This window comes from Caballeronia sp. KNU42, assembly GCF_053760385.1.
The window spans coordinates 1,980,622-2,004,775 of the sequence record NZ_CM132390.1 but is presented as its reverse complement, the minus strand read 5'-3'; the positions used below and the strand labels follow the sequence as shown (position 1 = coordinate 2,004,775).

The 24,154-nt window shown below is 59.6% G+C and carries 20 protein-coding genes and 1 pseudogene; 7 read left to right on the top strand and 14 right to left on the bottom strand.

Features of this window, described 5'->3' with window-relative positions; translation table 11 throughout:
• Positions 1 to 68 precede the first annotated feature (68 nt).
• A pseudogene (locus tag ACSOSP_RS40245) lies at positions 69 to 1,190 on the bottom strand (MFS transporter); the annotation flags it as partial.
• 740 nt (positions 1,191 to 1,930) lie between these two features.
• Between ACSOSP_RS40245 and ACSOSP_RS40240 the strand changes: the two are divergent.
• Positions 1,931 to 2,383 (top strand): CHRD domain-containing protein, encoded by a 453-nt coding sequence (locus ACSOSP_RS40240; RefSeq protein WP_455314570.1) that lies wholly within the window; start codon positions 1,931 to 1,933, stop codon positions 2,381 to 2,383.
• A gap of 12 nt (positions 2,384 to 2,395) precedes the next feature.
• On the opposite strand, the gene ACSOSP_RS40235 is transcribed toward ACSOSP_RS40240, so the two are convergent.
• The 3 genes from ACSOSP_RS40235 to ACSOSP_RS40225 are packed head-to-tail and all read right to left on the bottom strand — an operon-like array spanning position 2,396 to position 4,843.
• Positions 2,396 to 3,085 (bottom strand): cytochrome b/b6 domain-containing protein, encoded by a 690-nt coding sequence (locus ACSOSP_RS40235; RefSeq protein ID WP_455314569.1) that lies wholly within the window; start codon positions 3,083 to 3,085, stop codon positions 2,396 to 2,398.
• Positions 3,086 to 3,143: 58 nt separating this feature from the next.
• Positions 3,144 to 4,631: a sodium:solute symporter family protein gene (locus ACSOSP_RS40230; protein ID WP_455314568.1), complete on the bottom strand. Its 1,488-nt coding sequence runs from the start codon at positions 4,629 to 4,631 to the stop codon at positions 3,144 to 3,146.
• The gene (locus ACSOSP_RS40225; protein WP_455315392.1) at positions 4,628 to 4,843 is read right to left on the bottom strand and encodes a DUF3311 domain-containing protein; all 216 of its coding nucleotides are present in this window, start codon (positions 4,841 to 4,843) and stop codon (positions 4,628 to 4,630) included. Before ACSOSP_RS40225 ends, ACSOSP_RS40230 begins: the two co-directional genes overlap by 4 nt.
• 874 nt (positions 4,844 to 5,717) lie before the next feature.
• Here ACSOSP_RS40225 and ACSOSP_RS40220 point away from each other — a divergent pair.
• Entirely contained in the window at positions 5,718 to 8,999 is a 3,282-nt protein-coding gene (locus tag ACSOSP_RS40220) for a bifunctional diguanylate cyclase/phosphodiesterase (protein ID WP_455314567.1), read from the top strand.
• A gap of 65 nt (positions 9,000 to 9,064) precedes the next feature.
• On the opposite strand, the gene ACSOSP_RS40215 is transcribed toward ACSOSP_RS40220, so the two are convergent.
• The 4 genes from ACSOSP_RS40215 to ACSOSP_RS40200 all read right to left on the bottom strand — a co-directional run bounded on the left by ACSOSP_RS40215 (position 9,065) and on the right by ACSOSP_RS40200 (position 11,597).
• Positions 9,065 to 9,466, bottom strand: a complete 402-nt coding sequence (locus ACSOSP_RS40215; RefSeq protein ID WP_455314566.1) for a response regulator — start codon at positions 9,464 to 9,466, stop codon at positions 9,065 to 9,067.
• 638 nt (positions 9,467 to 10,104) lie between these two features.
• Entirely contained in the window at positions 10,105 to 10,386 is a 282-nt protein-coding gene (locus tag ACSOSP_RS40210) for a hypothetical protein (RefSeq protein ID WP_455314565.1), read from the bottom strand.
• 45 nt (positions 10,387 to 10,431) lie between these two features.
• Positions 10,432 to 11,064 (bottom strand): hypothetical protein, encoded by a 633-nt coding sequence (locus tag ACSOSP_RS40205; protein ID WP_455314564.1) that lies wholly within the window; start codon positions 11,062 to 11,064, stop codon positions 10,432 to 10,434.
• 194 nt (positions 11,065 to 11,258) lie between these two features.
• The gene (locus ACSOSP_RS40200) at positions 11,259 to 11,597 is read right to left on the bottom strand and encodes a hypothetical protein (RefSeq protein ID WP_455314563.1); all 339 of its coding nucleotides are present in this window, start codon (positions 11,595 to 11,597) and stop codon (positions 11,259 to 11,261) included.
• A gap of 202 nt (positions 11,598 to 11,799) precedes the next feature.
• On the opposite strand from ACSOSP_RS40200, the gene ACSOSP_RS40195 reads away from it, so the two are divergent.
• On the top strand, positions 11,800 to 12,132 hold the full coding sequence (locus ACSOSP_RS40195; RefSeq protein ID WP_455314562.1) for a hypothetical protein: 333 nt from the start codon (positions 11,800 to 11,802) through the stop codon (positions 12,130 to 12,132).
• Between the two features lie 234 nt (positions 12,133 to 12,366).
• Here the strand turns inward: ACSOSP_RS40195 and ACSOSP_RS40190 are convergent, their stop codons facing one another.
• Complete coding sequence (locus tag ACSOSP_RS40190; RefSeq protein WP_455315391.1) at positions 12,367 to 13,254, bottom strand: SDR family oxidoreductase; 888 nt, start codon at positions 13,252 to 13,254, stop codon at positions 12,367 to 12,369.
• Between the two features lie 232 nt (positions 13,255 to 13,486).
• Positions 13,487 to 14,404 carry a cupin domain-containing protein gene (locus tag ACSOSP_RS40185; RefSeq protein WP_455314561.1) on the bottom strand — a complete coding sequence of 306 codons (918 nt, stop codon included), beginning with the start codon at positions 14,402 to 14,404 and terminating at the stop codon, positions 13,487 to 13,489.
• 100 nt (positions 14,405 to 14,504) lie between these two features.
• On the opposite strand from ACSOSP_RS40185, the gene ACSOSP_RS40180 reads away from it, so the two are divergent.
• A complete protein-coding gene (locus ACSOSP_RS40180; RefSeq protein WP_455314560.1) occupies positions 14,505 to 15,254 on the top strand; it encodes an SDR family oxidoreductase in 750 nt (249 codons plus the stop codon).
• A gap of 166 nt (positions 15,255 to 15,420) precedes the next feature.
• Here the strand turns inward: ACSOSP_RS40180 and ACSOSP_RS40175 are convergent, their stop codons facing one another.
• The gene (locus ACSOSP_RS40175) at positions 15,421 to 16,104 is read right to left on the bottom strand and encodes a hypothetical protein (RefSeq protein ID WP_455314559.1); all 684 of its coding nucleotides are present in this window, start codon (positions 16,102 to 16,104) and stop codon (positions 15,421 to 15,423) included.
• 99 nt (positions 16,105 to 16,203) lie between these two features.
• Between ACSOSP_RS40175 and ACSOSP_RS40170 the strand changes: the two genes are divergently transcribed.
• Together ACSOSP_RS40170 and ACSOSP_RS40165 are read left to right on the top strand one after the other, a co-directional pair.
• Entirely contained in the window at positions 16,204 to 16,794 is a 591-nt protein-coding gene (locus tag ACSOSP_RS40170; protein WP_455314558.1) for an SH3 domain-containing protein, read from the top strand.
• A 113-nt stretch (positions 16,795 to 16,907) separates the two neighbouring features.
• A complete protein-coding gene (locus tag ACSOSP_RS40165) occupies positions 16,908 to 18,365 on the top strand; it encodes a short-chain fatty acid transporter (RefSeq protein ID WP_455314557.1) in 1,458 nt (485 codons plus the stop codon).
• A 210-nt stretch (positions 18,366 to 18,575) separates the two neighbouring features.
• Here ACSOSP_RS40165 and ACSOSP_RS40160 read toward each other — a convergent pair whose 3' ends face one another.
• Complete coding sequence (locus ACSOSP_RS40160; protein ID WP_455314556.1) at positions 18,576 to 19,385, bottom strand: TenA family transcriptional regulator; 810 nt, start codon at positions 19,383 to 19,385, stop codon at positions 18,576 to 18,578.
• 242 nt (positions 19,386 to 19,627) lie between these two features.
• Positions 19,628 to 21,484 (bottom strand): putative bifunctional diguanylate cyclase/phosphodiesterase, encoded by a 1,857-nt coding sequence (locus ACSOSP_RS40155; protein ID WP_455315390.1) that lies wholly within the window; start codon positions 21,482 to 21,484, stop codon positions 19,628 to 19,630.
• A 99-nt stretch (positions 21,485 to 21,583) separates the two neighbouring features.
• On the opposite strand from ACSOSP_RS40155, the gene ACSOSP_RS40150 reads away from it, so the two are divergent.
• Complete coding sequence (locus ACSOSP_RS40150; RefSeq protein WP_455314555.1) at positions 21,584 to 21,958, top strand: hypothetical protein; 375 nt, start codon at positions 21,584 to 21,586, stop codon at positions 21,956 to 21,958.
• Positions 21,959 to 22,443: 485 nt separating this feature from the next.
• Here ACSOSP_RS40150 and ACSOSP_RS40145 read toward each other — a convergent pair whose 3' ends face one another.
• A complete protein-coding gene (locus tag ACSOSP_RS40145) occupies positions 22,444 to 23,607 on the bottom strand; it encodes a cyclic nucleotide-binding domain-containing protein (RefSeq protein ID WP_455314554.1) in 1,164 nt (387 codons plus the stop codon).
• Positions 23,608 to 24,154 lie beyond the last annotated feature (547 nt).

Genomic DNA, 24,154 nt, shown 5'->3' with positions numbered 1-24,154 from the left:
GCCAGCCCGGCGAAGGCCGCGGAAATCCGGCTCCAGGAATAGACGAAGCCAATCGCACGCGCTCGCACGCGGGTCGGGTATAGCTCGGCCTGGTAACCGTGGTACGCATAGGACATGATGTTCGCGGCGAGTGTGAACAAGACGCCGAGCCCGATGAGGACCGATGGCGTGGAGGCCTGGGAAAATATGGCGATGACGATGGCCATCGTGAGCAGTCCACCGCAGATCTGGGTTTTCCTTTCGAGCCTGTCGGCGAACAGCATACCCAGCAGCGGGCCAAAGGGGTTTGCAATCGCAATGACAAATGCATAGCCGAGGCTTGCTGTCACATGAATGCCGCGATGGATCAGAAGTGTTGGCACCCAGGCGGCGAAGCCATAAAAGCCGATCACTTGCGCCATGTTGAAGATCGACAGAATGATGGTCCGGCGCCGATAACCCGGCGCGAAAATTTCCTTGAGCGAGCCGCGTCCTTCCTTCTCGGGGGCGACCGTGAGTGGCGGCGGCAGGCTGATGCCTTTCTCCGCGACGACCCGCCGTTCGATATCCGCGACTATCTTCTCAGCCTCATCGATCCGGCCGTGACGCGCGAGCCAACGCGGACTTTCAGGAATATGGCGACGCACGATCCAGACAACCACGGCGCCCACAGACCCGATCAGGATGACTACCCGCCAATAGTCGAGGCCAAACGGCCGCGTCCCGTTCAATGCATACGCGAGAAACGCGACCACCGGCACGACGGCAAAGGTGATGAACTGGTTCATGGCGTAAGCGCGGCCGCGCTCCTGGCTGGGGATCAGCTCGGAGATATACGTGTCGATGGTTACCAGTTCGACGCCAATGCCAATACCCGCGATGAAGCGCCAGATATCGAGCGCGAATCCGGAGGTCTGGAACGCCATGATCACCGTGCAGACCATGTACCAGACCAGTGACCAGGTGAAGATCAGGCGCCGGCCAAACCGGTCCGCCACATAACCAAGCACGAGGGTACCGACCCACAGCCCCGCGAATGTGGCAAAGACAAAGGTTCCGAAGCCCGCCACCGCAAGCGGTTGAAGGGCAGCAAAGAAGCCTAGCGACTCAGGTTTGAAGAGCCCGGACTGGACCATGCCGGGCGCGACGTAGCCTGTGAAGAACAGATCGTAGAACTCGAACACACCGCCAAGCGAGATCAGGATCACCATGGTCCAGACCGTGCGCGAGGGTGGCAACCGATCAAGCCGTGCCGCAATTTCAGCTGCTTTCTCGCTGGACATCTACGCCTCTTATTTTTGAAAGAACTGTAAAACTGGTCACCACGTCTCCCGTGGTTTCTTGTCACACAAACTCGGCAACATCATGGGGAGGCATCGCAAAGTCACAAGGATGCCAAGCGCGTTGTTCGTGCTCTTCATTCACGCGACGATTGGAGATCCTTGAATTTGCCTTCATCGATGAAGCGAAGGAAAGACACCTTCACTATCCTCTGAGCCGCCCATGGGTTCCCCGCTCCTTCTGCAATCTCGCACATCATCGCGATGTTCAGCAATGCGGGCGAACACCAACGCATCCTTGGCCGTTGATGCGAGATCAATGGCCACTATGCAGCCGAGCGCGATGATCGGGTGAGGGGTAGTATCCGGCCCGATGGAGCGCCTGGACCGCACGACAGTCGCGATGACACGCGGCTGCCTCGGGGCTTCCACTCGGGGCTTCCACGCTTGTCAGAACACTCATGTGCGAGCATGATCTAGCGTGAATTTGTCCTTTTCCCAGGCCTTGCAGGCAGGGCGAGTGGGCAAGCCGGCGGCTTGCAGCAAGGGGCCGGTTTGAGTGCTCTCGCTTGGGCGAAGTGAGTCCAAGTGAGCCCCAGTGAGTCCTAGTGAACCCAGGCGAACCCATGCAGCCCCGGCTCAGTCGGGCCATATCGACAGGAGATAATCAAATGAATGTTTCGATCTCGCGACGAGCTCTCATGGTTTTCATCGGCCTTGCGTGTGCGGGGGCGATGACTCTCGCGCAAGCAGCGCCGGTCTCGTTCACCGTGCCGCTCACCGGTGCGGAACAGGTGCCTCCTGTCCAGACCTCGGGCAGCGGCACGGCTAACATCTCCTACGATCCCAGCACCCGGGTCGTCACCTGGACGATCACCTTCAGCGGCTTGTCCGGGGACGCCACCATGGCGCACTTCCATGGTCCCGCAGCGTCCGGCAAGAATGCGCCCGTGAAAGTCTGGCTGTCAGAGAAAGGCGCTGCCGTCACGAGCCCCTTCAACGGTAGCGCTACGCTGTCGCCGGCGGACGCGCAAGAGTTTCTCGCGGGCGAGATGTACGTCAACGTGCACACCAAGGATCATCCGGCTGGCGAAATCCGCGGTCAGGTAGTGCCGCCGAAGTAATAGACGTCACGCTCACAGATACTTGGCGAGCAGCGTCACCAGGGTGGCGCTGATGACGAGCAAGAGCAGCGCGAGCATGACTGACGCTTGGCCGGGCGCACGGATGCGCTCCGGCAAGCGCTTACGTCCCGTGAGCATCGGGCGCAGCAGATTGTGGCCCTTGGCCACTGCATAGACTGCAATAGCCAGCACGTGCAGCGCCACCGCCGCCAGCAGTGCTTCCCACAGGATCGTGTGCAGCGCGGTGATCGCGTTGGCGATCGCCGCGGGAACCCATTGGGTTAACGGCCCGTCGTCCGCCACGTCGTTGTTGACGTAAAGCCCGCTCAGCGTCTCGCCCAGCAGCAAAACCAGCAGTAGCAATACCATCCATCCGCCCGCCGGATTGTGCCCCACCTGCAGGTCGGCATCGCGGCGGAACAGGTGACGCAGATGCTGCCATGCGGCGGCTGGCGCCTTCAGGAAACTATGAAAGCGCGCGGTCTCGCTGCCGAAGAATCCCCACAGCAAGCGAAACAGCACCAGCGCCAGCAGCGCCTCGCCAATCCGGACGTGCCAGTCCATCCAGTTCAGCCTGGAGGTCGCATAGGCGGCGGCCACCAACACGACTACCAGCCAGTGAAACAACCTCGTTGGGATGTCCCAGACAAGCACCGGACGAGAAGGCAGGGCCGGCGGATCGGCGGGTTCATCAGCATCCATATTGGCTGTGCCGGCTACCTTCCGGAAGAAAGCCCCGGCACCTCAAGGCGAACGCCGCTCAACGCAGCGCCCCGTCGGTTTCATGTGCGGTACCGCTCGCCACGTGCGGCTGCGTGAGCGCACTGACGACCACGAGCACGATGATATTCAACGCCAGCGCGAGGAGGCCGATATTGATGTCCTTCGCCGCGTCGGGGAGGAAAGGAAATATCTGTCCGATGCTCAGGTGCATCGTCGTGGTCGCCACGACAACGGCCACGCCCGCGATGATCCCGCCCATGGCCCCCTGTTTCGTCGCGCGGTTTTTCTGCATCAGGCTCGCTATCAACGCGGGAAAAAGTTGCGTCACGAAGCTATAGCCCATCAGCAGCAACGCGACGATCGTGTTGCCGCCCTGCAGCGTGAACCAGATGGCGACGAGCGCCACGACCGGCACGAGCCAGCGCGCGAGCCGGCCGATAAACGCATCGGAAGCCTGACGGTTTATCGCGCCTCGATATACGTCGTTGGCAAGCAGGGTAGACGCCGAGGTCAGGATCATGGAGCCAGGGACGAGCGCGGTCAACACGCCGGCTGCGCCGATCACACCGACGATCCAGGGATCGAAACTCTGGATGGACAGACGGAACAGCGACAGGTCGATGTCACCGCCTTTGAGGCCCGGCACCTTGAGCGTGGCTGCGAACCCCACGAAGAACACGAACAGCAGGATCAATTGGTAGACCGGCAGGATGATCGCGTTGCGCCGGAAGATCCGTTCATCGCGAGCCGTGTACACCGACCCGAACGTATGCGGCCACATGAAGAAGCCGAGCGCCGTCAGCAGCACCGTGGACTGGAACCACGACACGCTCGACCCCTTCGCCGGGAAGGTGAGGAAGCCGGGCTTCGCGGCATCGATCGCGTGGAACATGGGGCCGATGCCGCCGTAGAGGTGATAGGGCAGGTAGATGCCCAGCGCCAGCACGACGCTCAGGATCAGGACGTCCTTCACGACTGAATTCCACGCCGAGCCCCGTACGCCCGACAAGATGACGTAAGCGGTGACGACCAGCGCGCCGATCCAGACGGCGATGGTCGGTGATATCACGCCATACGACGCCGTTGCCACGATGATGCCGAGTCCCTTGAGTTGCAGCACGAGATAGGGGATCAGCGCGACCACCCCGACTACCGCGACCAGCACGCCGAGCGCGGGGCTGTCGTATTTACGTGCGAAGTAATGGGGTTGAGAGACGAGGTGGTGTTTTTTCGCGTAGCGCCAGATTGGCGGCAGCATCCAGTACGAGAGGATGTAGGCGAGGGTTCCGTAGGCGAGGATGTAGTAGACCGGCGCGCCCTTGCCATAGGCGAAGCCGCTGCCGCCGAGGAACGTGAAGGTCGTGTAGATTTCCCCGGCCATCAGGAGGAATACGAACGCCGTGCCGAAGCTGCGGCCGCCGACGGTCCATTGCTCGAGATTCATATCATGACCACGCCGCGCACGTACGCCCAGAAAGAGCGCCAGCACGGTCACCGCAATGATGATGAGAAGAGCGCTGCTCATGTGCGGGCCTCCCCGGCTTCGTTGACGGCCTGGCGGTTGGCCGGATCCAGCCGGTAGATGATGCCCATGATGATCGCGCTCAGCACGATCCAGATCACGATCCACGCGAGCACGAACGGCATGCCGAGGACGAGGGGTTCAACCTGATTGACGAAAGGAACGCCGATGAGAATGCCGATGAACGGCAGTGCAGCCAAAATTCGAAAAAACATGACGAATAACCCCCTAAGCTGCGTAGCATTTGTCGCGGATCTGCTTTTGTCACGCTGACTGTATGCTTTATTCGTCAATTCGCAAAGCCGGTCAAAAAACTGCAGAACTCTTAAGAGGACATCGTGTGGATCGCTCAACACGGCCTTGAGCGAGGTGGGCTGGCGTTCTCGGCTGCGGTCAAGTCTGCGGGACATTGAAAAGCTGGAGATCGGGATCGGGGTGACTACTTAGATGCCGTGGCAACGCGAAGTTTTTTCACGCGCTGGTGGGCGAACTGGAAAAAATTGCTTGAATGTCGTCCGGCGACGGTTCAAATCTCCGATGTCTAAAAACTAATACTTAGCAGTGGAGATTGTTTTACGGACGGCGCATAGGCTCCTTTAAGTCATCCGTTGTATTAACGAATTCCCTGACAAGATTGGATTTTTAGCCGGACATTAAACTTTTCCGAGCATACGCCGTTAATAGATTGAGGATTACCTTCGTGCTCAATGTGATTGGTGCTTTGAGCAAGGAACGTTGCCCGCGGCTCGCGTCGATCATTGAGTTTGTCGGCGTGTTTTCGGTAATTCGCTTGCAATACTGAAAGAAAGCCTGGTTGGCGAACACCACCTTGGCAGCACAGGTGTTTTCAGGCGCGACGACGCTGGAGCATCGGCCCCGCAACACGGTGCAGGAGGGGCGCGCTGAATACAAAAAGACAGGCGCGGACCATAGCCTCGCCGCTTGAATGAACACGGGTCGAAACCGCTCTTCACGAGACTCGGCAAACCGCCGCGCGATGCGCGGGACCCGCCGCAGCGAGGAGAGGCGGCTGCAAGCGTCCGCTTGAACAAGAACGAACCGCAGCCATGCAGAACCGGAGCAGGGATCATGCGCCTCATAACAAGAAACCTGGATAGCAAGGGCAGTCGCATTCAATCGAGAGCGCAGGGTGTAGTGAGCGCTCAGATCATCCGCCTGCGCCGGCTGGGTGAGAACGTGCACCCCGCGCTTCGGCGTCTGCTCGAAGCCTACGTCCTGTTCCCGCTATTTGCCGCGATGCTGCTCGTGCTCGCGTGGACGGCGGTCATTCATCTGGTCACTGTCGAACACGCCGTTGCCCGGGATGCCGCGGCGCAGTTGAGTCGCGAACTCGCCGATACTTATGAAGCGCAGATGGTGCGCAATCTCGTCGCGATAGACCAGGCGCTCAAGACGGTCAAGTATGTGTACGAGCGGCGGGGCGGCGTGCGCTTGTCAGAGTTGCAGGACCAGGGCCTGCTGCCCTTCGCGGTCGTGTTCAAGGTAGCGATCGCCGGCAGCGATGGCCGTCTGCGCGACGCGACCCGCGTGCAGGCGCCCGCGAGCGTGGCGGACCAGCCGTATTTCACCGTGCAGCGCGATCGCACCAACGACAGTCCGGCGCCGTTCATCAGCGCGGTTACCCGCAACGCCACGACTGGCGTTCCGGAAATTATCTTCAGCCGGCGCCTGAGAAACGCAGCCGGACAATTTGCCGGGATCGTGATGCTCTCCGTGAGCCCCGGCTATTTCACGAGCGGCTACGATCACTTGCGCATGGGCAACGAAGGCGTGTTGGCGCTGCTCGGTACAGACGGAGTCATGCGTGCCGAGCAAGTGGGCGAACGGACCTCGTGGGGTGCGGTTCTCCCGAGGACGGCCATGCAGGCGGCCGAAGTATCGTCAGACCTGCCTGCCGTGCAGCCGTGGGATCACGGTGTGCGCCGCTATACGAACCTGCGCGAGTTGCAGGGCTTCCCGCTCATCGCGATAGTCGGTCTCGGTCAGGAAGAGCAACTCGCGCAGTTCCGGACTCACCGGCGCGCTTACCTGCTGTGGGCAAGCTTCGGCAGCGTGGCGCTGGTCCTGCTCGCAGCAGCACTTAGCCGCTCGAGCTGGCAGCTAGCGGTAAGCCGGCGGCGAGCACGGCGGGCACAGCAGACCTATTACGCTGCATCTGAAGCCAGTCTCGACGCCTTTTTTGTACTTCGCAGCGAACTCGACGCGAACGGTGAAATTATCGGCTTCGTTGTGCAAGCTACAAACCGGCGCGGTTTCGACTTGTCCGGGCTGCCACGGGACGGCTTGATCGGCCGCTCACTGGACGTCGCGTTTCCTCGTTGTCGCAACGACGGCATGTTCGATCAGTTTGCCAACGTTGCGAGGACGGGTGTGGGCGAAGAGCACGAATGGGTCCACGAGCGTCCGGATGCGTCATCCATATGGTTGCATCGGCAGGTCGTCCGTGTGGAAGACGGCGTGGTCGTGATGATGCGCGACATCAGTTCCCGGAAACACGCCGAAGTCCGGCGCGCGGAGCAGAACCGGGTGCTGGAAATGATCGCCACCAGCACGCCGCTGGCAGAAGTGCTGTCGTCCATGGTCCGGCTCCTTGAGTCCCAGATCACAGGGGCGGTGTGTGCCGCCTTGCTGTGTGATGACGACGGCCGGCACCTCAAACTGGGTGCTGCGCCGAGCTTGCCCGAGCGCTATGGCAAGCAGATACGCGCTTCGTTGATTGGTCCGGATGGGGGGCCGAGCGGTCGCGCGGTCCATTGGCGCCGGCCTGTGTTGGTACCGGACATAAGGCAGGATGCGCACCTGGGTGTGCAGATGGAAGACTGCGGCGTGCATGGCTACGGCGCATGCTGGGCGCAGCCTATTCTGGCGCATGACGGCAGCGCGCTAGGTGTGCTTACGCTGTTCGTAAGGGATCCTCATGAGCCGACACCGAGCGAGGGGCAGGCCATTGCGATGGCGACGCGCATTTCCGGCATTGCGATTGAACGCAGCCAGGCTGAGCAACGCATCCGCCACATGGCGAATCACGACGCGCTAACAGGCCTTCCGAATCGTACCTTGCTCGCTGATCGGCTGAACCAGGTCTTGCTGCACGCGCAACGCTACCAGCGTGGCGTGACGGTGGTGTTCGTCGATCTCGACAATTTCAAGCTGATCAACGACAGTCTCGGTCATCGCGCCGGTGATAGCCTCTTGAAGATCGTGGCTGACCGCATGGTGCGGTGCGTGCGGCGCACCGATACCGTGGTGCGGCTCGGTGGCGATGAGTTTGTAGTCGTTTTGTTTGATCAGGCGCCGGAGCGAGGAGGGATCACGCAGACCATCGAAAAGATTCGCGATGCGATTCGCGAGCCGGTCGAGCTGAACGACCAGAATTTTCAGGTGACGTGCAGCATGGGGCTCGCGAGCTATCCGAACGATGGCGCTGACGCCGAGACGCTGCTGATGAACGCCGACGCTGCGATGTATCGCGCCAAAGAGATGGGCCGCAACAACTATCAGTTGTACACGTCCGAGATAAACATCAAGGTGCACGAGAAACTGCGGCTTCAGGAACAGTTGCGGCATGCGCTCGCGAACGAGGAATTTCGTTTGGTGTATCAGCCGCAGGTCGATTTGAAAACCGAGAAGATCTTCGGGGTGGAAGCGCTGTTACGCTGGGATCACCCGACAGAAGGGCTCGTTTCCCCAACCACGTTCATTCCGCTTGCGGAGGAAACGGGATTGATCGTGCCGATCGGCGACTGGGTGCTACATACCGCCTGCCACCAGAACAAGGCCTGGCAGGATGCGGGGATCGCTCCCATGACCATTTCTGTCAACGTCTCGGCGCGGCAGTTCCTGCAGAAGGAATGGGTGGCACGGGTAGCGCATGCGCTGGCCGTGAGCGGGCTCGACGCACAGTATCTTGAGCTCGAGCTCACGGAGAGTCTCATCATGCAGGATCTCGATGGCGCCATCGCGATCATGACGCAGTTGCAAGCCATGGGCGTGCGCCTGTCCATCGACGACTTCGGCACCGGCTATTCCAGCTTGAGCGCATTGAAACACTTCCCGATCGTGCGCCTCAAAATAGACCAGTCGTTTGTCCGCGAACTGCCTGACGGCGAGGATAATCGCGCCATCGCACGGGCCGTTATCTCGCTCGGACGGCAACTGAATCTCAAGGTCATTGCCGAAGGCGTCGAAACGGAGCAGCAACTTGATTTCCTGCGTGACAACGACTGTCACGAAATCCAGGGTTACCACTACAGCAAGCCGGTTACGCCGGGCGAGTTGGAGCAGTTGCTAAGGGAACCTTTCGCCTGGCCTTCGGAGGGGGCCGACGAATACGCGCTCGCCAGCAGTTAAAGCGACGCGTCAATGGATTGACGTCGAAGCGCCCGGAGCGCCAAGCAGACTGACGATTTCCCGATTCACACCGGTGACGGCTCGTTGTCTTTTAGCAGCGCCTCCAGCGCTTCCATTGCAATCGGCTTGACGATGCATCCATCGAAATCCGACATGGAATTGCTTCCCTCCAAATCAACATGTCCTGTCAGGGCAACAATGCGAGTCTTGTGTGCGCGCCCATTAGTGCGAAGTTCGCAGCATACGTCGCGGCCGTCGCTGTCGGGAAGGCTTATATCCATCAGGATGAGGTCGAAGGTTTCTTCGGAACAACGTTGCAGCGCGCTAACGCCGTCGTGCGCTACGCAAACGTGATGTCCCATTCCCTCGGCGATGTCGGCGAACATGTCGGTACACGCTACGTGGTCGTCGACAAATAAAACATTCATGCTGCTCCTCCTTGTCGGATCGAGCGTGAGCGGCGTCAAACCCGTGTCTGCGTGAACCACACCATTGAACACGTTGATTGCTCGTGAAAATGCGCTTCGGCGATAAGCGCTTGCGTCAAACGCAGGCTCAAATTGTCGTATCGATCCAGATGCGACCCCAACGAGTCGCATAATTCACCGCTTGCTCATGGTCGAAGAAGTAGTCGAGGGCAGGGAAGGAGCGCGGCGCATGGCCCGGCTGTTGGACGACAAGGTCCGCCGCAAGCAAGTCGCCATGGACTGGGCACGAACTTGCCGTCAGCAGAAAACCGCGATGGGAGGTGGTAGATGACTCTGTCATGAATGCTGTCTCTCAGGTGACCGCCTTCGTCTATGCGAAGGTGTTTGCAACGATGCCGTCAGTATCTCAATGCACTGTTACGCCAGTGCGACACGTCAACGTTTAAAACCTAACGTTTAAGACTCAGCGTTTAAAACTCAGCATTTAAACTGAAAGGCAGCCGCATTTTAGAGGCGGCTCTCTAATTCTGACACCCGTATTAACGCTGAATGATCGGATGAATTAATAGTACCCAATCTTGCAGAACACCGCAGCTACGCTTGAAAGATATGGTCTGACGAATCTGCAGAGCCTTTATGGAGACTGATTCGGAGCCGAATCTCGACCTCAACAAATCTCAAGTCGGGGGCAAGAGAGAATTGGCTTGTTGGAGAAGCGCGTGAGACGCTGCGAACTCATTGCGTCCCGCCATCGTGAGTGCGGCTTGCGCAGTTTGCATGAAGAGCTCGTCGTCGAAAGCGACTGACGGCTGCAAACCAGGATTGGATTGGTTGTATCGGCGAAAGACCGAGAGCAACCTGAACGCGTCGAGCTGCCATTCCTGTGGACCTTGCCTGCTCAAAATATCGGCGGCTGCACATAGCTGCTGGATGGCGGCGAAGAAATCCGAGTGTTTCATGAACGTTCAGCCTCGCTCGCGATACTGGGTTGAGTCGTCATGGTGTCAGCGCCGACGGCTCCTCTTTCGAACCGCGATGAGCGCGACCAGGACGATAAAACCAATCGCGAGAAATGCGACCACGCTCAGCGTGCTCGAGCTGGTGGAACCATTCGTCCCCGAAGCCGCGGCGGACGCGAGCGCAGGTGTCGATGCCTGCGTCGCAACCGCCTGCGGGAGCGCTACGCCAGCGGCACTCCCTTGCCGCGCGAGCGATGCTTCCGATGTCGGGGCGGCCTGCGACGCTGGGACGGGAACCGCGTCCGAAGCGGGTCCGACGGGAGCCATATCGGTAGCCGACGCCATCGCCGGAGCCGGTGGCTCGCGAGACATGGCTTCACCAGCCCTGGCCACCGCCTTCCATTGCGCAAATACGGTGTCGATGCAGTGGACGTCAGTGCACGCGTTACGCGATTGCCTCCATTGGGCAAGTTGTGCGGGCGACAGCTTCCCCGTGCTCAGCAGAGTCTGCTGCTGAGCGACGATATCGTCATACTCGTTGTTCAGGATGGCGTGGTCGCATATAACGCGCTCAGCCGCTTGACGCGTGGTTGCGCATTGAATATCGCTCGCCCATGCTCCGGTTGAAGCGAACGCTGCCATTAACATCAGCAAGGCCAGATGTTGTCTCGGATGCACCAATCCTCCTTGAGCGTGATTGCCGTCGAGCCGCGGATTGGGAAAACTTAGCCACCGCCGGGGCGTGTGACGGACCACGGCTCCGGGGCCGTACGGCTCCGCGTGATTGCCGTAGCGGCAATCAGCGTGCCCGCGTGCCCCCGCATTGGTTGCGCGTCAACATGGCAGCGCCAGCCGGGGCGGTCGGCTGCGGCCTAATCCGTTGAGAAGACAACCGCCGCCGTATCCCCGACTTGCGTGAAACTACGGACGAAACGATAGACCTGGCTGCCGATTGGCATCTGATTCGCTCCCGAAGAGGTCGATTCAAGCATGTCGTTCGCAAGCGATATTGCAATCGTGCCGATCTGCCTCAGGTCTTCCCGTGGACCCGCGGGGTCACCCAGATACACGGTGCAAACGCCGGCCGTGTGTCGCATCATCACGATGCTCGTCGCTTTATCGAGTGAGCGCTCCAGATATTCGGCAAGTGTCCGCAGCGATTCAGGCGCCTGCTCGGGATGGCCATTCGCTAAACCATTGTCATCCGCCACTTTGACCTCCTTCGGCCTTTGGGCCATGTGACCGTCTTGTGTCCTGTTCCTGGCGCCATCATGGCACGAAGCCCGCCTCGCAGACTAGCACTAGCGGCGCTGGTAGCGATGGTTGCGCCGGCGCCCGCAGCATAGATCCGGACCTTCCATGCGTCCGGCTGGGGGTATGATTCGTCAACCTCTTCAGAGCGGGAGCCGATCCATGGGGCCGCGTGTTCATCTTCTCTGCATTACCGCGTTTGCTGGTCTATTGCTGGGTGCTTGCGCGCAGACCAGTCCCGTCGAGTTTTCCGTGTCGGGTGCCGATGCGCCGATGCTCAATCACGCAAGCGACATGGACTTCGGTCCGATGGACAGGACGATCGCACAATGCAAAGTAGCCTCGAAGGAGGCGGGTCCGGATCAATGTTCGAAAGTTCGGGCGTACGAGTCGTGTATGAAAACCAAAGGCTACATTACCGTACTTGGGCCGGAGAACCCGCAGGGTTGCGGTGATCCGGAGTGGGAGAAAGACGTGAGGAAATGGCTTCGTTGAGGGGAAGGCCGGAGCGATCGCAGAAGGCATTGACCGACCATTTTTGGACGCTTGCGCTTATCCTACTTCCGTTCCTTGAACGTCCCTTGAATGTCCCTTGAAGTTATGCAGCCGACATTCGCTCAGCCGCGATGACGAACCGGGCTAAAACCTCCTCGAGCGCCGCAATTGTTCCCGGTGAGCGGCGACGCGCTGCGTCAATTGTCCCGGCTGCCGGCCGATCAACGAAGATGATTAGGCATACTGTGCTTCATTAAGGTCGGCGAGAAGTGTTGGACCGGTTGGATGCCAGTCCAGCTTGTTCTGGGTCTGGACACCGGAGGCCGGCATATCCAGGCCGACGAACATTGCCATCCATCCAAAATGCGACGCCGCTTCATCCGGCGTGATCGAAACGACGGGCAAGTCCAGGCCCCGGCCGATCGCCTCGGCGATTTCGCGGCTGCTGATCCCTTCTTCGCCGACCGCGTGATACCGTGCCCCCGGTTCCCGTTTTTCTATGGCGAGCCGATAGAGAAGCGCCACATCGGAAAGATGGCCAGCCGGCCAGCGGTTACGGCCTTCACCCACGAAGGCGGAGACCCCTTTCTCACGGGTGATGGCAATGAGCGGCGTGATGAGACCCTGCTTGAGCGGGTTATGAACCTGAGGTAGCCGAACCACCGACACGTTGACGCCTGCCTCCAGGAGCGCATTCCCAGCCAGTTCGGATGCAATGCGAGGATTTGGATGACTGATGTTAAAGACATCTTCGGTCGCCAGCTGACCATGCTTACCGCTGCCCATGCCGGTCCCGGACGTGATGATCAGAGGGCGGTCGGAGCCGGCGAGCGCGGACCCGAGGGCGGCGATCGCAAGCTTGTCCTTTTCGCAATTCTCCACAAATCTTGAAAAATCGTGATCGAATGCCGTGTGGATGACGCCATCTGCTTTTGCGACGCCGCTGCGCAGGCTCTCCAGATCTTCGAGAGTTCCGCGATGCACGTCCGCTCCTGCATTGATAAGCGCCTGGGCTCCCGCGTCAGAACGCGTCATGCCGATCACATGATGGCCGGCCTTGATGAGTTCGGGAACGATGGCCGCACCGATAAAGCCGGTCGCGCCGGTAAGAAAAATACGCATGTTGAAATCTCCTGGGTTGTCACCGCCACTATCTGAGGATTTCTTGTTCTGTTGAAGTAGTGACATCATCCTATTAAAGGGACTAACAGGATCCCGGTGTCGACTCGTCATTCGCGTTCACGCACTCGCGATCGACTTCGAGCGATAAACACGCATGGTGCGGTAGCCGTCATTAACCCGAGGCGGCATGCCTCTTCGCAAATAGAGTTGAGAACAGCCCGTTTGCGTCGTCTTACGCGGCGTCTGCGGCCGCCTGCTCTTCGCGCGCATACTGCGAAGGGGGCCGGCCGACGTGCCGCGTGAAGGCGACGCTGAAAGTGCTGGCTGAGCTGTAGCCGACGCGTTGCGCAATCTCGGCGATACGGCTTTCATTGCGCAGCAGGAGGTCTTTCGCGAGCGCCATGCGCCAGGTGAGCAGATAGTCCATCGGCGCAACGCCGACCGCGCTCCGGAAGCGCTCGAAGAACGTCGAGCGCGAGAGCGCGGCCTCCTTCGCGAGTTCGACGACCGTCCACGCGTGCGCCGGGCGTTCGTGCATTGCGCGAATCGCTGCTGCGAGGCGGCTGTCGGCGAGCCCGCGCAGCAGGCCTGGCGGCGCGTTGGTTGCTGCCGTGGACCGCAGCGCCTCGATGAGAAGCACTTCCAGCAGCCGCGAAAGGACAACCTCGCGCGCGGGCCGCTGCTCTCGCGATTCCTCACGCACGAGTTCCACGAGCGTCGCGAGCCGCCGTTCTCCGCGGACATGCACGAGTTGCGGCAGCAACGAGACCAGCAGAGCCGCGTCCGGCGAACCGAAGCTGCAGTGGCCCGCCATCATCCGCGCGTCGATCGGCCTGTCCGGGGGGCCGATTCTGAATTCACCGTTGCCCAACGCGATCGGCGCCAGCGTCTCAACGCCCACCGGCGGCGGTTCGAGGCTCGACATTGCGACGCCGTAGGCCGCGGGAATCAGGACGAAGTCCCCCGACAGGAGCTCGATGGGCTCGTGTCCGTCGATAGCGATGCGACACCCGCCCTCGAGGATCACGCAATAGAACGGCTGGCCGGCATCCGAGCGGCTGATGCACCAGGGGCTCGCGGCGTGGACGAGTTTGGAGAACCGGGCACCCGGCTGCAGCAACATCACTACTTCGGCTAACGGATCGATCATTCCCGGACTCCTGCAAATGAAACTCGGATGATTGATTGTAGCAAGTACGGGTTCGGCGATCTATCGTAGGGGCACACATCAACCACCTCCTTGGACTTCCATGAAAACCGTATTGATCACTGGCTGCTCTTCCGGATTCGGCCTCGAGATTGCCCGCTCTTTCCTGGCACGCGACTGGCAGGTCGTCGCCACGATGCGCACGCCGCGTACCGACGTGCTGCCGCCTTCGGAGCACCTGCGCGTACTGGGGCTCGACGTCACGAATCCGGAGAGCATTCGCCAGGCGGTGGAAGACGCCGGCCCGATCGACGTCCTCGTCAACAACGCGGGCTTTGGCGCGGCTTCCCCCGCCGAATTGACCCCGATCGCGACGGTGCGCGAGATCTTCGAAACCAACACCTTCGGCACGATCGCATTGACGCAAGCCGTGCTGCCGCAGTTTCGGGAGCGCAGGGCCGGTGTCGTCGTGAACGTCACGTCGAGCGTGACGCTGAAGGCGCTGCCCCTGCTCGGCGCGTACCGTGCGAGCAAGGCGGCGGTGAACGCATTCACCGAGTCGATAGCGCTGGAGCTCGAACAGTTCGGCGTGCGCGCGCGCCTGGTGCTTCCGGGCCGTGCGCCCGATACCCGCTTCGCCGAGAACGCGCACGCCCACATGCACGGCCTCGATCACGAAGCCTATGCCGAGCTGGTCAAGGAGGTCTTCGCACGGCTGGGGGATGCGTCTGCCCCGATCACCCACGCGCAGGATGTTGCAGAAGCAGTGTGGCGCGCGGCAACCGATCCGTCATCGCCGATGCGCATTCCGGCCGGCGCCGACGCCGAAGCATGGGCGGCCGAGGTTCACTGACCGGCCGGGGGCAAATCCGATGAGGTGACCGGCAGTGGCGCCTCGGAGACAGCCGGTGTTGAGGCAGGAGTCCGAATAGCTATTCGCGGTCGATGAGAGCCGTTCGCACCGCCTTGGCATCCACAGGCCATTTGACCTGTGGACAAGACACGGGCTCAAGCAGAAATCATTGAACAGTATTTTTATCAGGTAACCTAAGCAATTGTTCATCAATACAATGCTCAATTTTTTGGGTGCTTGAGGCCGGAAACGCCGTTGCGTTCGCGTTATCGGTTGGCAGCCGTCTTTTGTGTTTGCGCTTTGGCCGCCTGGTCCTGCACCGGCTTCTTCGCCAGGTGGTGACCGGCAACGCAGCCGCCGAAAGCCTGACGACAGCATGATGGCCCGTGCAATATCCGGCCACATCGCCTGTATGGCGCCCAGCAGAGGAGCAGCGCAACATTCGGGGCAATAGCGGAGATTCGAGATCTTCATGTTTGTGCCGCCGACTGAATAAAGGCAGGGCACTCAATCGGCCTTTCCTTTCAGCAGGCTGGCCAAGCGCCGCGCAGGCGGTGCTAGGATGTGGTGACAGCACGACGGAGGCGCCATGCAAAACCCCGCTCTGTTCCACGTCCTTATGGATCATCTCGACGCGACCGGCGCTACGCGCATGGATATCGAGCGGTTCCTTGATCGATGGCATCGCCTCCGGCCGCACGAAGCGTTTCCTTGTCCAGTCTGCTTTCTTGCCGGCGAGGAGCAGCCGCTGACAGCGCTCCCCGCGATAGACAAATTCGAACCTGTGAAATGTCCTGCTTGTCGGACCCAGTTCGATATCCCGATAGACGAATAAGGCATAGGTCGTCAACGCACCGACCCTCGGTCGCTTTTCAGTCGCTTTTCAGTTGCTTCTCAGCTTGCCGAATCATTACAAAGATAACAGCTGGTTCTCCAAGGGATGATCACGATGAAAAAACCTTTGGCTATGAGTATCTGTGTGGGCATGGCCGGTGCGCTTTGCCTATCGGGCGCCGCGTCCGCGCAGCAGGCCGCGTTCACGAATGCACCCGTCAACGTGTTTGCAGGGCCCGCGCCGGATTATCCGGTTGTGTCGCAACTGCCGCAGGGACTTCAGGTGAGCGTCTACGGGTGCGTGGCAGGCTATTCGTGGTGCGATATCGCCGTACCGAACCTGCGTGGCTGGATCGATGCTTCCGCACTCAGCTATCCGTATCAGGGCGCCAATGTGCCCATCCTGACGTATGGCGCGGTCATCGGCCTGCCGATCGTCACGTTCTCCGTGGGCGCTTACTGGGGAAATTATTATCGCGGGCAACCGTGGTATCACGATCAGGGGCGATGGAACAATCATCCGCCGCCTCGTCCGGGGCCCGGTCCCGGCTATGGGCATCCGCCGCCGCAGGCGTATGGTGGGCATCCGCCGGGGGCGCCGCAAGGCAACTACGGGCACCCGCCTGGACCCGGCGTGAATCATGAGGAGACGAGGCCCGAGCATCATGGTGGCGGAGACGATCACGGCCATCCGCCGCCACAATAAACCGCCAGCAAGGCGATACGCTCAGCCCGGGCCATGGTCCGCAGAAGCGTCAAGCGTTGCGGGCGGGGAAGCCGGGCGGGGCGAAACTCCAGGTGGGGAGGAAATCGAAGATCATGAGCACCAGAGACAATCCTTCAGCCCCTGTCGATCCAGCCGAGCGCCCGCGCGGCGTTGTAGCCAGCCTTGTCTATGTGTTCGAGCGGGTCATGCCCGACCCTTTCGTCCTTTCGATCGGCCTGACGTTCATCGTCAGCGTGATGGCCGTCGCGTTCGCGCCGCATGGCTCGGTATCGGCCGTGCTCGCGTCGTGGTATTCAGGCACCTTCAACATCCTCGCGTTCGCGTTGCAGATGATCCTGATTCTCGCAACGGGATATGCCATTGCCGACGCCCCCATCGTTCAGCGAGGCTTGCGTACTCTGGCAACGAAGGCGGACACGCCGGCCCGCGCCGCGCTGGTCGTATTTCCAATCGTGGCGGTTGCAGCGTGGCTTAACTGGGGGCTCGGCCTGGTTGTCGGCGCGTTGCTGTCGCGTGAAATCGCGCGGCGGGTAAGGGTGGATTTCGCATGGCTCGTCGCGGGCAGCTACTCCGCGTGGTCGGTGTGCAATAGCGGGTTATCGAGTTCGATCGCATTGTCGCAGGCGTCTCACGGCAATGCGCTGAATCTCGTGGAAAAAGCGACCGGGCAGGTGGTGCCCTTGAGTGAGACAGTTTTTGCGCCGTTTGTCTTCATCCCGACGGTGCTGGTGGTTATCGTCATGACGGCGATTTTTATCTGGATGCATCCGAAGCAGGAGCACGTTGTTGCGTTCATCGACGCGCCAGGCGGCGACGCTTCAGGTAGCGCTTCAGGTAGCGCTTCAGGTAGCGCTTCAGGTACCTCTTCAAGCACCGCAAGCGAGGCCGATCCCCATGCGCGCGCTGCGTCGCCGGGGTCCTCGTTGTCATTTGCAGCGCGTGCCGAAAACTCGCCGCTCGGCACCCTGTTCCTGTTGGCGCTAGGGGTGGGTTACCTGGCGATGACGTGGCGCACCAAGGGCTTCGAACTCGACATCAATACGACCATCCTTATCTTCCTGCTCGCGGGCCTGGCCTTGCAGCGCACGCCGATCGCTTATGCGGACGCCATCCGTCGCGCCGCCCGGCAAACCGGTTCGATGCTTCTTCAATACCCGGTCTATGGCGGCATCATGGGAATCATGACCGGCACGGGCCTCGCGTCGATGATCGCCAAGACCTTCGTGGCAATTGCGACGCCTGTGACGCTGCCGGTGTTGAGTTTCCTGAGCTCGCTGATTATCACGTTGCTGATTCCGAGCGCAGGCGGGCACTGGGCAGTGCAGGGGCCATTCGTCCTGCCCGCTGCACTCAGCCTGCATGCATCGGTTCCGCGAACTGCCATGGCCGTCGCCATGGCGGAAAACGTCTCGAACATGCTGCAGCCGTTCTGGGCGGTGCCGGTTGTTGCGATCGCGGGGATACGCATCCAGCGCGTGATGGGGTACACGGCCGTCACTTTTGTTGTGTCACTCGTGATTTACGTCGCCGCGCTTTGGCTGATTCCTTGATCTGCGCGTGACCCCACGATTGAAGCGGGCCGGCTGTGCTATTGAGCGCTGAGCACGCCCGACAACACCACTGCAACGAACTCGCTTGGCGATCGTCTGGTTTCACCGGAACTTCGTGTCGCGACGGGCTATTCGCTCTCTCGACATCCACGAAGGATCGGGACTCTTGCCAATTGCGCTAATTGGCAAGAGCCACCCACACGATAGCTATCAAACAGTTTCAGGCGTCGAGGAAACCTGCAGCCAGTTGTTCGCCCGCTTTGCCACCGCTTTTTTGGCGGGTTCGCGGTAAGCGTGGTCGAGCGTCATGCGCAGATAGTCATAGCTCTTGCGAATCGCATTACGCACTTTGGTGATCGACTCAGGTGAAGGGTTGGTCCCAAGCAGCGTTGCGATAATGTCAAGCGCCGCCCACGGGTGCTCGTCATCGTAGTGCGCGTGGACGTGAAGCCAGCGCATGGCCGATTTGCGGATCGGTTCAGGGAACGTGAGCGCGTAAGTATCTTCCGAGCAAACCATGCAGGAGAACTCGCCCGTTGCACCCTCGACCGCATAGTTCGTGGCCGCCATGGCTACCGCGAGGTCGTCAATCGCGCTGACGTGCCCGCACCAGTGCGCCAGCGCGTGCATTTCGCTGGGCACTTCCTTATGCATGACTTCGTGCATGGTGAGGCCTGAAGCCGATGCCCACTGAAGCCAATGCTTCGCGTGCATGTTTTCGACGCGAATGTTCTGGATGAGATAGGAACGAGCCATGGTTTCGCCCCGCGATGTGCCAAACCGGGCTTTCATCAAGTTCGACGCCATGAACTGCGGGAACTGCTCGATCACCGGGAAAAAACCAGCCAGGAAGCGATGTGTGCTTTCAATGTCCAGCGTTGCGTCCTTCATCGCTTTGCAAAATGGATGGCCAAGTGCAAGTGACTTTTGTTCTTCGCAGTCTGCGACTACCCCTTGCAACCATTCCGGATAACTTTTGATGTCTTTCAACTCGCCGGATCGGATAAATTCAGTGCTCATAGGTTCATCTCTCTCTGGAGGGGCTCACATTTTTCGACGACGCCCCCGGGCGAAGTCGGATATCCGGGTGGATAGACGATGCAAGCTTTGCAGAGATAATGTATCAGTATTATGAAAACACGCACATTCTTTAAAAAAATAATAAATCAATATTGTTCAGACAAAAAATAATAAGAGATTATTGTTCAGACAATAAAAATCCGGCTAATCGGAACCGCGTCCGGAAGAGCAATTATATTCGGTCATGTGAGCAGTGTCGGCTCAACAAAATTCAAGCGCTGCGGCTCGGCCCAGGGAGCGGGGCGCCCAATATAATAACCTTGCGCATAATCGACACCATACGACTTGAGCAATTTTACAATCTCGGCATTTTCAACATATTCAGCAATAGTTTGACATCCTAATGAGTGCCCAATGTCATTGATCGCGATGACCATCTCCTGACTGACCGTGTCCTGGGGCAGATTTTTCACGAAGGCGCCGTCGATCTTCAGATAGTCGACCGGCAGATGCTTCAGATAGCCGAACGACGACATGCCGGCGCCGAAATCGTCCAGCGCAAAATGGCAACCCAGGATACTCAGCTCATTCATGAAGTGCACAGCGGACAGGAGGTTGCTGATTGCCGCTGTCTCGGTGATTTCGAAGCACAACAAGTGAGGCGCAATACCATGCTCCCTGATCTGTTCGACAACGTAGCGCAAGAAGCGAGAGTCGCCGACAGACGCCCCGGAAAGGTTGATTGCGTACTCGCTATATTGCTTGACCGGGGTGCGTGAGAGCGTACGTAACGCTGTACGCACGACCCAGCGATCTATCGTGGTCATCAGGCCGTAGCGCTCGGCAGCAGGGATGAACTTGTCGGGCGTGATGGCCGGGCCGCCCTGCGCGTCGATCATGCGAAGCAGCAATTCGACCTTGTTCAGGCCACCCGCCTGCTGGTCTCCCGTGCGAAGGTGACGGATAGGTTGCGCATAGAGGCAGAACAGGTCGTGCTCGAGGGCATGCTTCAGACGTCGCGCCCAGGAGGCCTCGTTAGCATGCGTGACGAGGTCGCTATCATTCAGGTCGGCCTCCTGAACGCGGTCTCGGCCTCGCTCCTTGGCAACGAAGCACGCAATATCAGTCAGGTGCATCGCCGATTCCGCGGTGATGCCCGGCTCGTCCAGAACCAGAAGCCCGATGCTCAGGCTCGTCCTGAACTGCTGTGCTTCCCATTGATAACAGAAGGTATTCGCCGAGTGCAAAAGCTTGTCGGCCAGCGTCATGGCCTCCGGCCGATCGTAGTCTCTCAGCAGCGCACCGAATTCATCACCGCCCAGACGCGCAAACGTGTCGCCGGCACGGAAGATTGCCGCCAGATGAGTCGATATTGCGCGAAGCATGCCATCGCCCGCGGCATGACCGCAGGTGTCGTTGACGATCTTGAAGCGGTCGAGATCAAACACCAGCAACACGTCACAAACCGCGGCATCGAGGTGCCTCGCGCCGGCGAGTGAAACGGCGAGCTGCCGTTCGAACTCCGAGCGATTGACCAGATCGGTAAGGCTATCGTGCGATGCCTGCCACGCGAGATTTCGTATGTACTCTTTCTCGCGCGTCATGTTTCGCAGGATGATCACGTAGCCATGATGTCCATCGTCTGAGCCGTCCACGTTACTCAGGTAAAAAGGCGATCCGGTGATGCGCGACACCACGGCCCTGACATTGACTTCGACACCGCTGCGAGAGACAAGGATCATCTCCACGAACTGGTCGTCGAGATGGTCCCCCAGCAAGCCATCGCTAGCGAGCTTGGCGAGCATGTCCTCCGGCTCGCGCGAGTGTTCGTACAGCAGGGAAAAAGCATCGGAAAACGGTCGGCCCAGACAGGTTGCGCTCGTCGTGCAAAGGATACGTTCCGCTGCGGGGTTGATGAACTCAACTTCTCCCGACAGGCTTGTCGCAATCACCGCCTCTCCGATCGAACCCAGCGTGGCCTTGGCTCGTGCTTCGCTGCGCCGCAATGCCTTCTCGGTAAGCCTGCGCTGGACCACCAGCCGGCGCACATGCCAGACGGTGAGCAGTATCAACACTGACGCGGCCGCGAGATCGACCATCAACAGCAGAAACGCGATCTTGCGAAACGTCGAACTCAAGACAGAAGAAAAGCCCCGGGCGAGCGGGGAAACCTTTTCGTTGATCTGAAAAATTTCGTCTTGCAGATCGACGAGTCCGGCATCAGCTCGCGGCCGGTCGGAAAACCGGCGGTGAAGCCGAACGGCGACCTGTTGCAGCTCGTCCATGTGGACGTCGCTACGCTTCCAGAGATCCATTGCATCCTGGAGGTAACTGACATGGCGAAAGATGCGATACACCCATGCGGCGCCCACCACGTCCGACCGCGCAAAGCCGCCCATGACCAGTTCGTCCTGCGCCAGGTGCATGTCGGTCTGCGGACGGTCAAGAATGTCACGAGCCAGCCTCAGGTGATGCAGACCCTCCATCGCTTCAACATGCCGCTGGTACAGCACTTCGTCGCCGTTTTCTGCATACAAATGCAGGAAAAACGTCGCGTCCTTCTCGCCCTTTGACCAAACGCTCTCGGCGCCGATATAGGCACGCAGCGACGACATGATGTCGATGCTGACCACCGCCAGGGTGACGAGAATGAAAATGACGGCCAAAAACGGCCACAAAAGTCGAATGACTTGATTGGCATCGCTATGGGGCACATGTTTAACGCGCATGAATGTGTTCCGTTAGTACCTCGCTGCGCTTGTCCTGAATGACGATAGCAACGGACATCGGCGGCAATGATCTCGATCCGTTTATACGGGGATCAACGTCAGCCCAGCTTCGAACACGCTATCTATCCAGGACCCGGCAACGACGTCCAGGCGCTAGCCGGCAGTCCAACCTTCTGGGAGCGGCGGTTTTTCCTTAACGCGTAGATGATTTGGCCGTCGAATCGGCGCAACCCTCATGTCTTACGTCATATTTCAGGGATTCTTTAGTCCGACGGTGATCTGCTGCAGCAATAGAGCACCTGCCAATGCATCCATCCAATGCGTGAGGTTCAGATAGAAAACCGCACGGGCGGGATTGTCGCGCCGGTCTTGATGGACTTCAGCAAGCGCATGAATCTCCGGGCAATGTCCTCTATCTCGAGCGGATCGATCTCGGGGTCGCTTCGAATGATCCGCGACACCTCGTGTTGCCGCGCCCGGGTCATGACCCACAGCAGGCGCTCGGAAACACCGCGATCGGTCTCCGCGATAAGCATTTTTGCAAGGTCGCAGGGGTCGAAAGCGCTGACCGTGTCGAAGAGCGTGCGATCGTCGATGAATTCAATGTCGGCGAGCGATTCGTATTCATGGGTGGAGCGCGGCGGCTGTTTCGAAATAGGGTGGGCGCCGTTATCCTCGCGAGAGAGTTTGTCGAGCAGCAATTGTTTTTCGATGCCAATCAGCGCATCGAGGTTCGACAAGCCGGCCTGCTCCAGTTCGCTCACGATCGAGATACCGAGGCTATGGTCCGCGACCCGCTGCGCTGATTCGATGATTCGCGCGGGATCGAAAACGATGACTTGGCGTTCGGCGTCGTCGTCGATGGCAGTGGGGGCTACGTCGTCACCCAAGTCCCCACGCGCGGTTTCAAACGCGATGAGGTTCATCGTTTGCATGCGTTTGAGCATTGCCATGATGTGCATGCGAGGATGACTGAGTATGGCCTGGCATTGCTTGAAAGCATCGACGAACGAGATAGCCACGTTCTCCGAATTTGGACGGCGCTTCGTGTCGTGACTGTCGGCACGCGCCATCAGACTCAGCAAGCTGGCATAGGAGACGATGCCATGCGAGAGATCGGCATTCGTGTGCGCCGGGAGGAGTTCGTCGACTCGCTTGTTCCGGCGGATCAGGCTGCGCACCAAGTGGCGAAGCAGGGGCGATACGCGCTCAAGCTCTGCTTCGACCGTGGTTGGGTCGATGACGATAAGCCGGCAAGAGGTCAGGGCGCGAGCGGTTGATCCGCGGGGCTCGGAGCGCAACAGCGCGCACTCCCCGAAGCATTCGTCTTTCCCCAGGATCGCAAGCACCACTCGTCTTTCATCGGATCTGGTTGAGATCTCGATCTTGCCTTCGGCGATGACGTAGATAGAGGCGTTTCCCGCAAACCCTTCCGAGTACACGACTTCGCCCGGCGCAACGGCCCGAAATAGTGGTGCTTTCTCTTGGTGCAATGTACCCCCCGATATTGCCGCTTATGTCGCCTGGCGCGACCTTATCGATCGCGGCGGCTAACTTTTGTCGAAGACAAACCGTCTTCTACAAGGGATAACGGCACTTTGTTGGCAACCCTTTAACTGCAGGACGGTTTGCGGGTGTGGGCGGCGGGAGGACAGAAGCGGAGATTTCGAATTAGCGGGAAAATTTAAACGAGAAACGTTATTGGACAAGCCGAGGCATCGTCGTTGAGTTGCCGCAATCAGCGATAGATTGCTTTAGTCGCTTGGCATTCGACATTGAAAATCTTCGTGTCTATAACCACAGCAACGCGAGTTCTCTTTTCAGACGGTTGATGAGTATGTTGCGCTTGTCTGTGCTGACGCGCTTTCGCTCGAAATTGATCGTGCTCGGCTCGATTCGTTCCTTGCTGGAACCCACGCTGTCGAGCACGAACGTGCACGGGCTTGGCTGGATGATTTGGTTAAAGGCAAGCGTACCGAATGTCCGCGCTGAGTTGGCATCCCGATGCGTTGGACGATGTGGCTCGGCTGTACGATTTTC

What these genes read in the sequence shown, in the direction of transcription:
- ACSOSP_RS40155 (WP_455315390.1), bottom strand. Translation starts at nt 21,484, where the DNA reads ATGGTCGATCTCGCGGCCGCGTCAGTGTTGATACTGCTCACCGTCTGG.
- ACSOSP_RS40220 (WP_455314567.1), top strand. Translation starts at nt 5,718, where the DNA reads ATGCGCCTCATAACAAGAAACCTGGATAGCAAGGGCAGTCGCATTCAA.
- ACSOSP_RS40225 (WP_455315392.1), bottom strand. Translation starts at nt 4,843, where the DNA reads ATGTTTTTTCGAATTTTGGCTGCACTGCCGTTCATCGGCATTCTCATC.
- ACSOSP_RS40185 (WP_455314561.1), bottom strand. Translation starts at nt 14,404, where the DNA reads ATGATCGATCCGTTAGCCGAAGTAGTGATGTTGCTGCAGCCGGGTGCC.
- ACSOSP_RS40230 (WP_455314568.1), bottom strand. Translation starts at nt 4,631, where the DNA reads ATGAGCAGCGCTCTTCTCATCATCATTGCGGTGACCGTGCTGGCGCTC.
- ACSOSP_RS40165 (WP_455314557.1), top strand. Translation starts at nt 16,908, where the DNA reads ATGAGCACCAGAGACAATCCTTCAGCCCCTGTCGATCCAGCCGAGCGC.
- ACSOSP_RS40180 (WP_455314560.1), top strand. Translation starts at nt 14,505, where the DNA reads ATGAAAACCGTATTGATCACTGGCTGCTCTTCCGGATTCGGCCTCGAG.
- ACSOSP_RS40210 (WP_455314565.1), bottom strand. Translation starts at nt 10,386, where the DNA reads ATGAAACACTCGGATTTCTTCGCCGCCATCCAGCAGCTATGTGCAGCC.
- ACSOSP_RS40190 (WP_455315391.1), bottom strand. Translation starts at nt 13,254, where the DNA reads ATGCGTATTTTTCTTACCGGCGCGACCGGCTTTATCGGTGCGGCCATC.
- ACSOSP_RS40195 (WP_455314562.1), top strand. Translation starts at nt 11,800, where the DNA reads ATGGGGCCGCGTGTTCATCTTCTCTGCATTACCGCGTTTGCTGGTCTA.
- ACSOSP_RS40235 (WP_455314569.1), bottom strand. Translation starts at nt 3,085, where the DNA reads ATGGATGCTGATGAACCCGCCGATCCGCCGGCCCTGCCTTCTCGTCCG.
- ACSOSP_RS40240 (WP_455314570.1), top strand. Translation starts at nt 1,931, where the DNA reads ATGAATGTTTCGATCTCGCGACGAGCTCTCATGGTTTTCATCGGCCTT.
- ACSOSP_RS40160 (WP_455314556.1), bottom strand. Translation starts at nt 19,385, where the DNA reads ATGAGCACTGAATTTATCCGATCCGGCGAGTTGAAAGACATCAAAAGT.
- ACSOSP_RS40170 (WP_455314558.1), top strand. Translation starts at nt 16,204, where the DNA reads ATGAAAAAACCTTTGGCTATGAGTATCTGTGTGGGCATGGCCGGTGCG.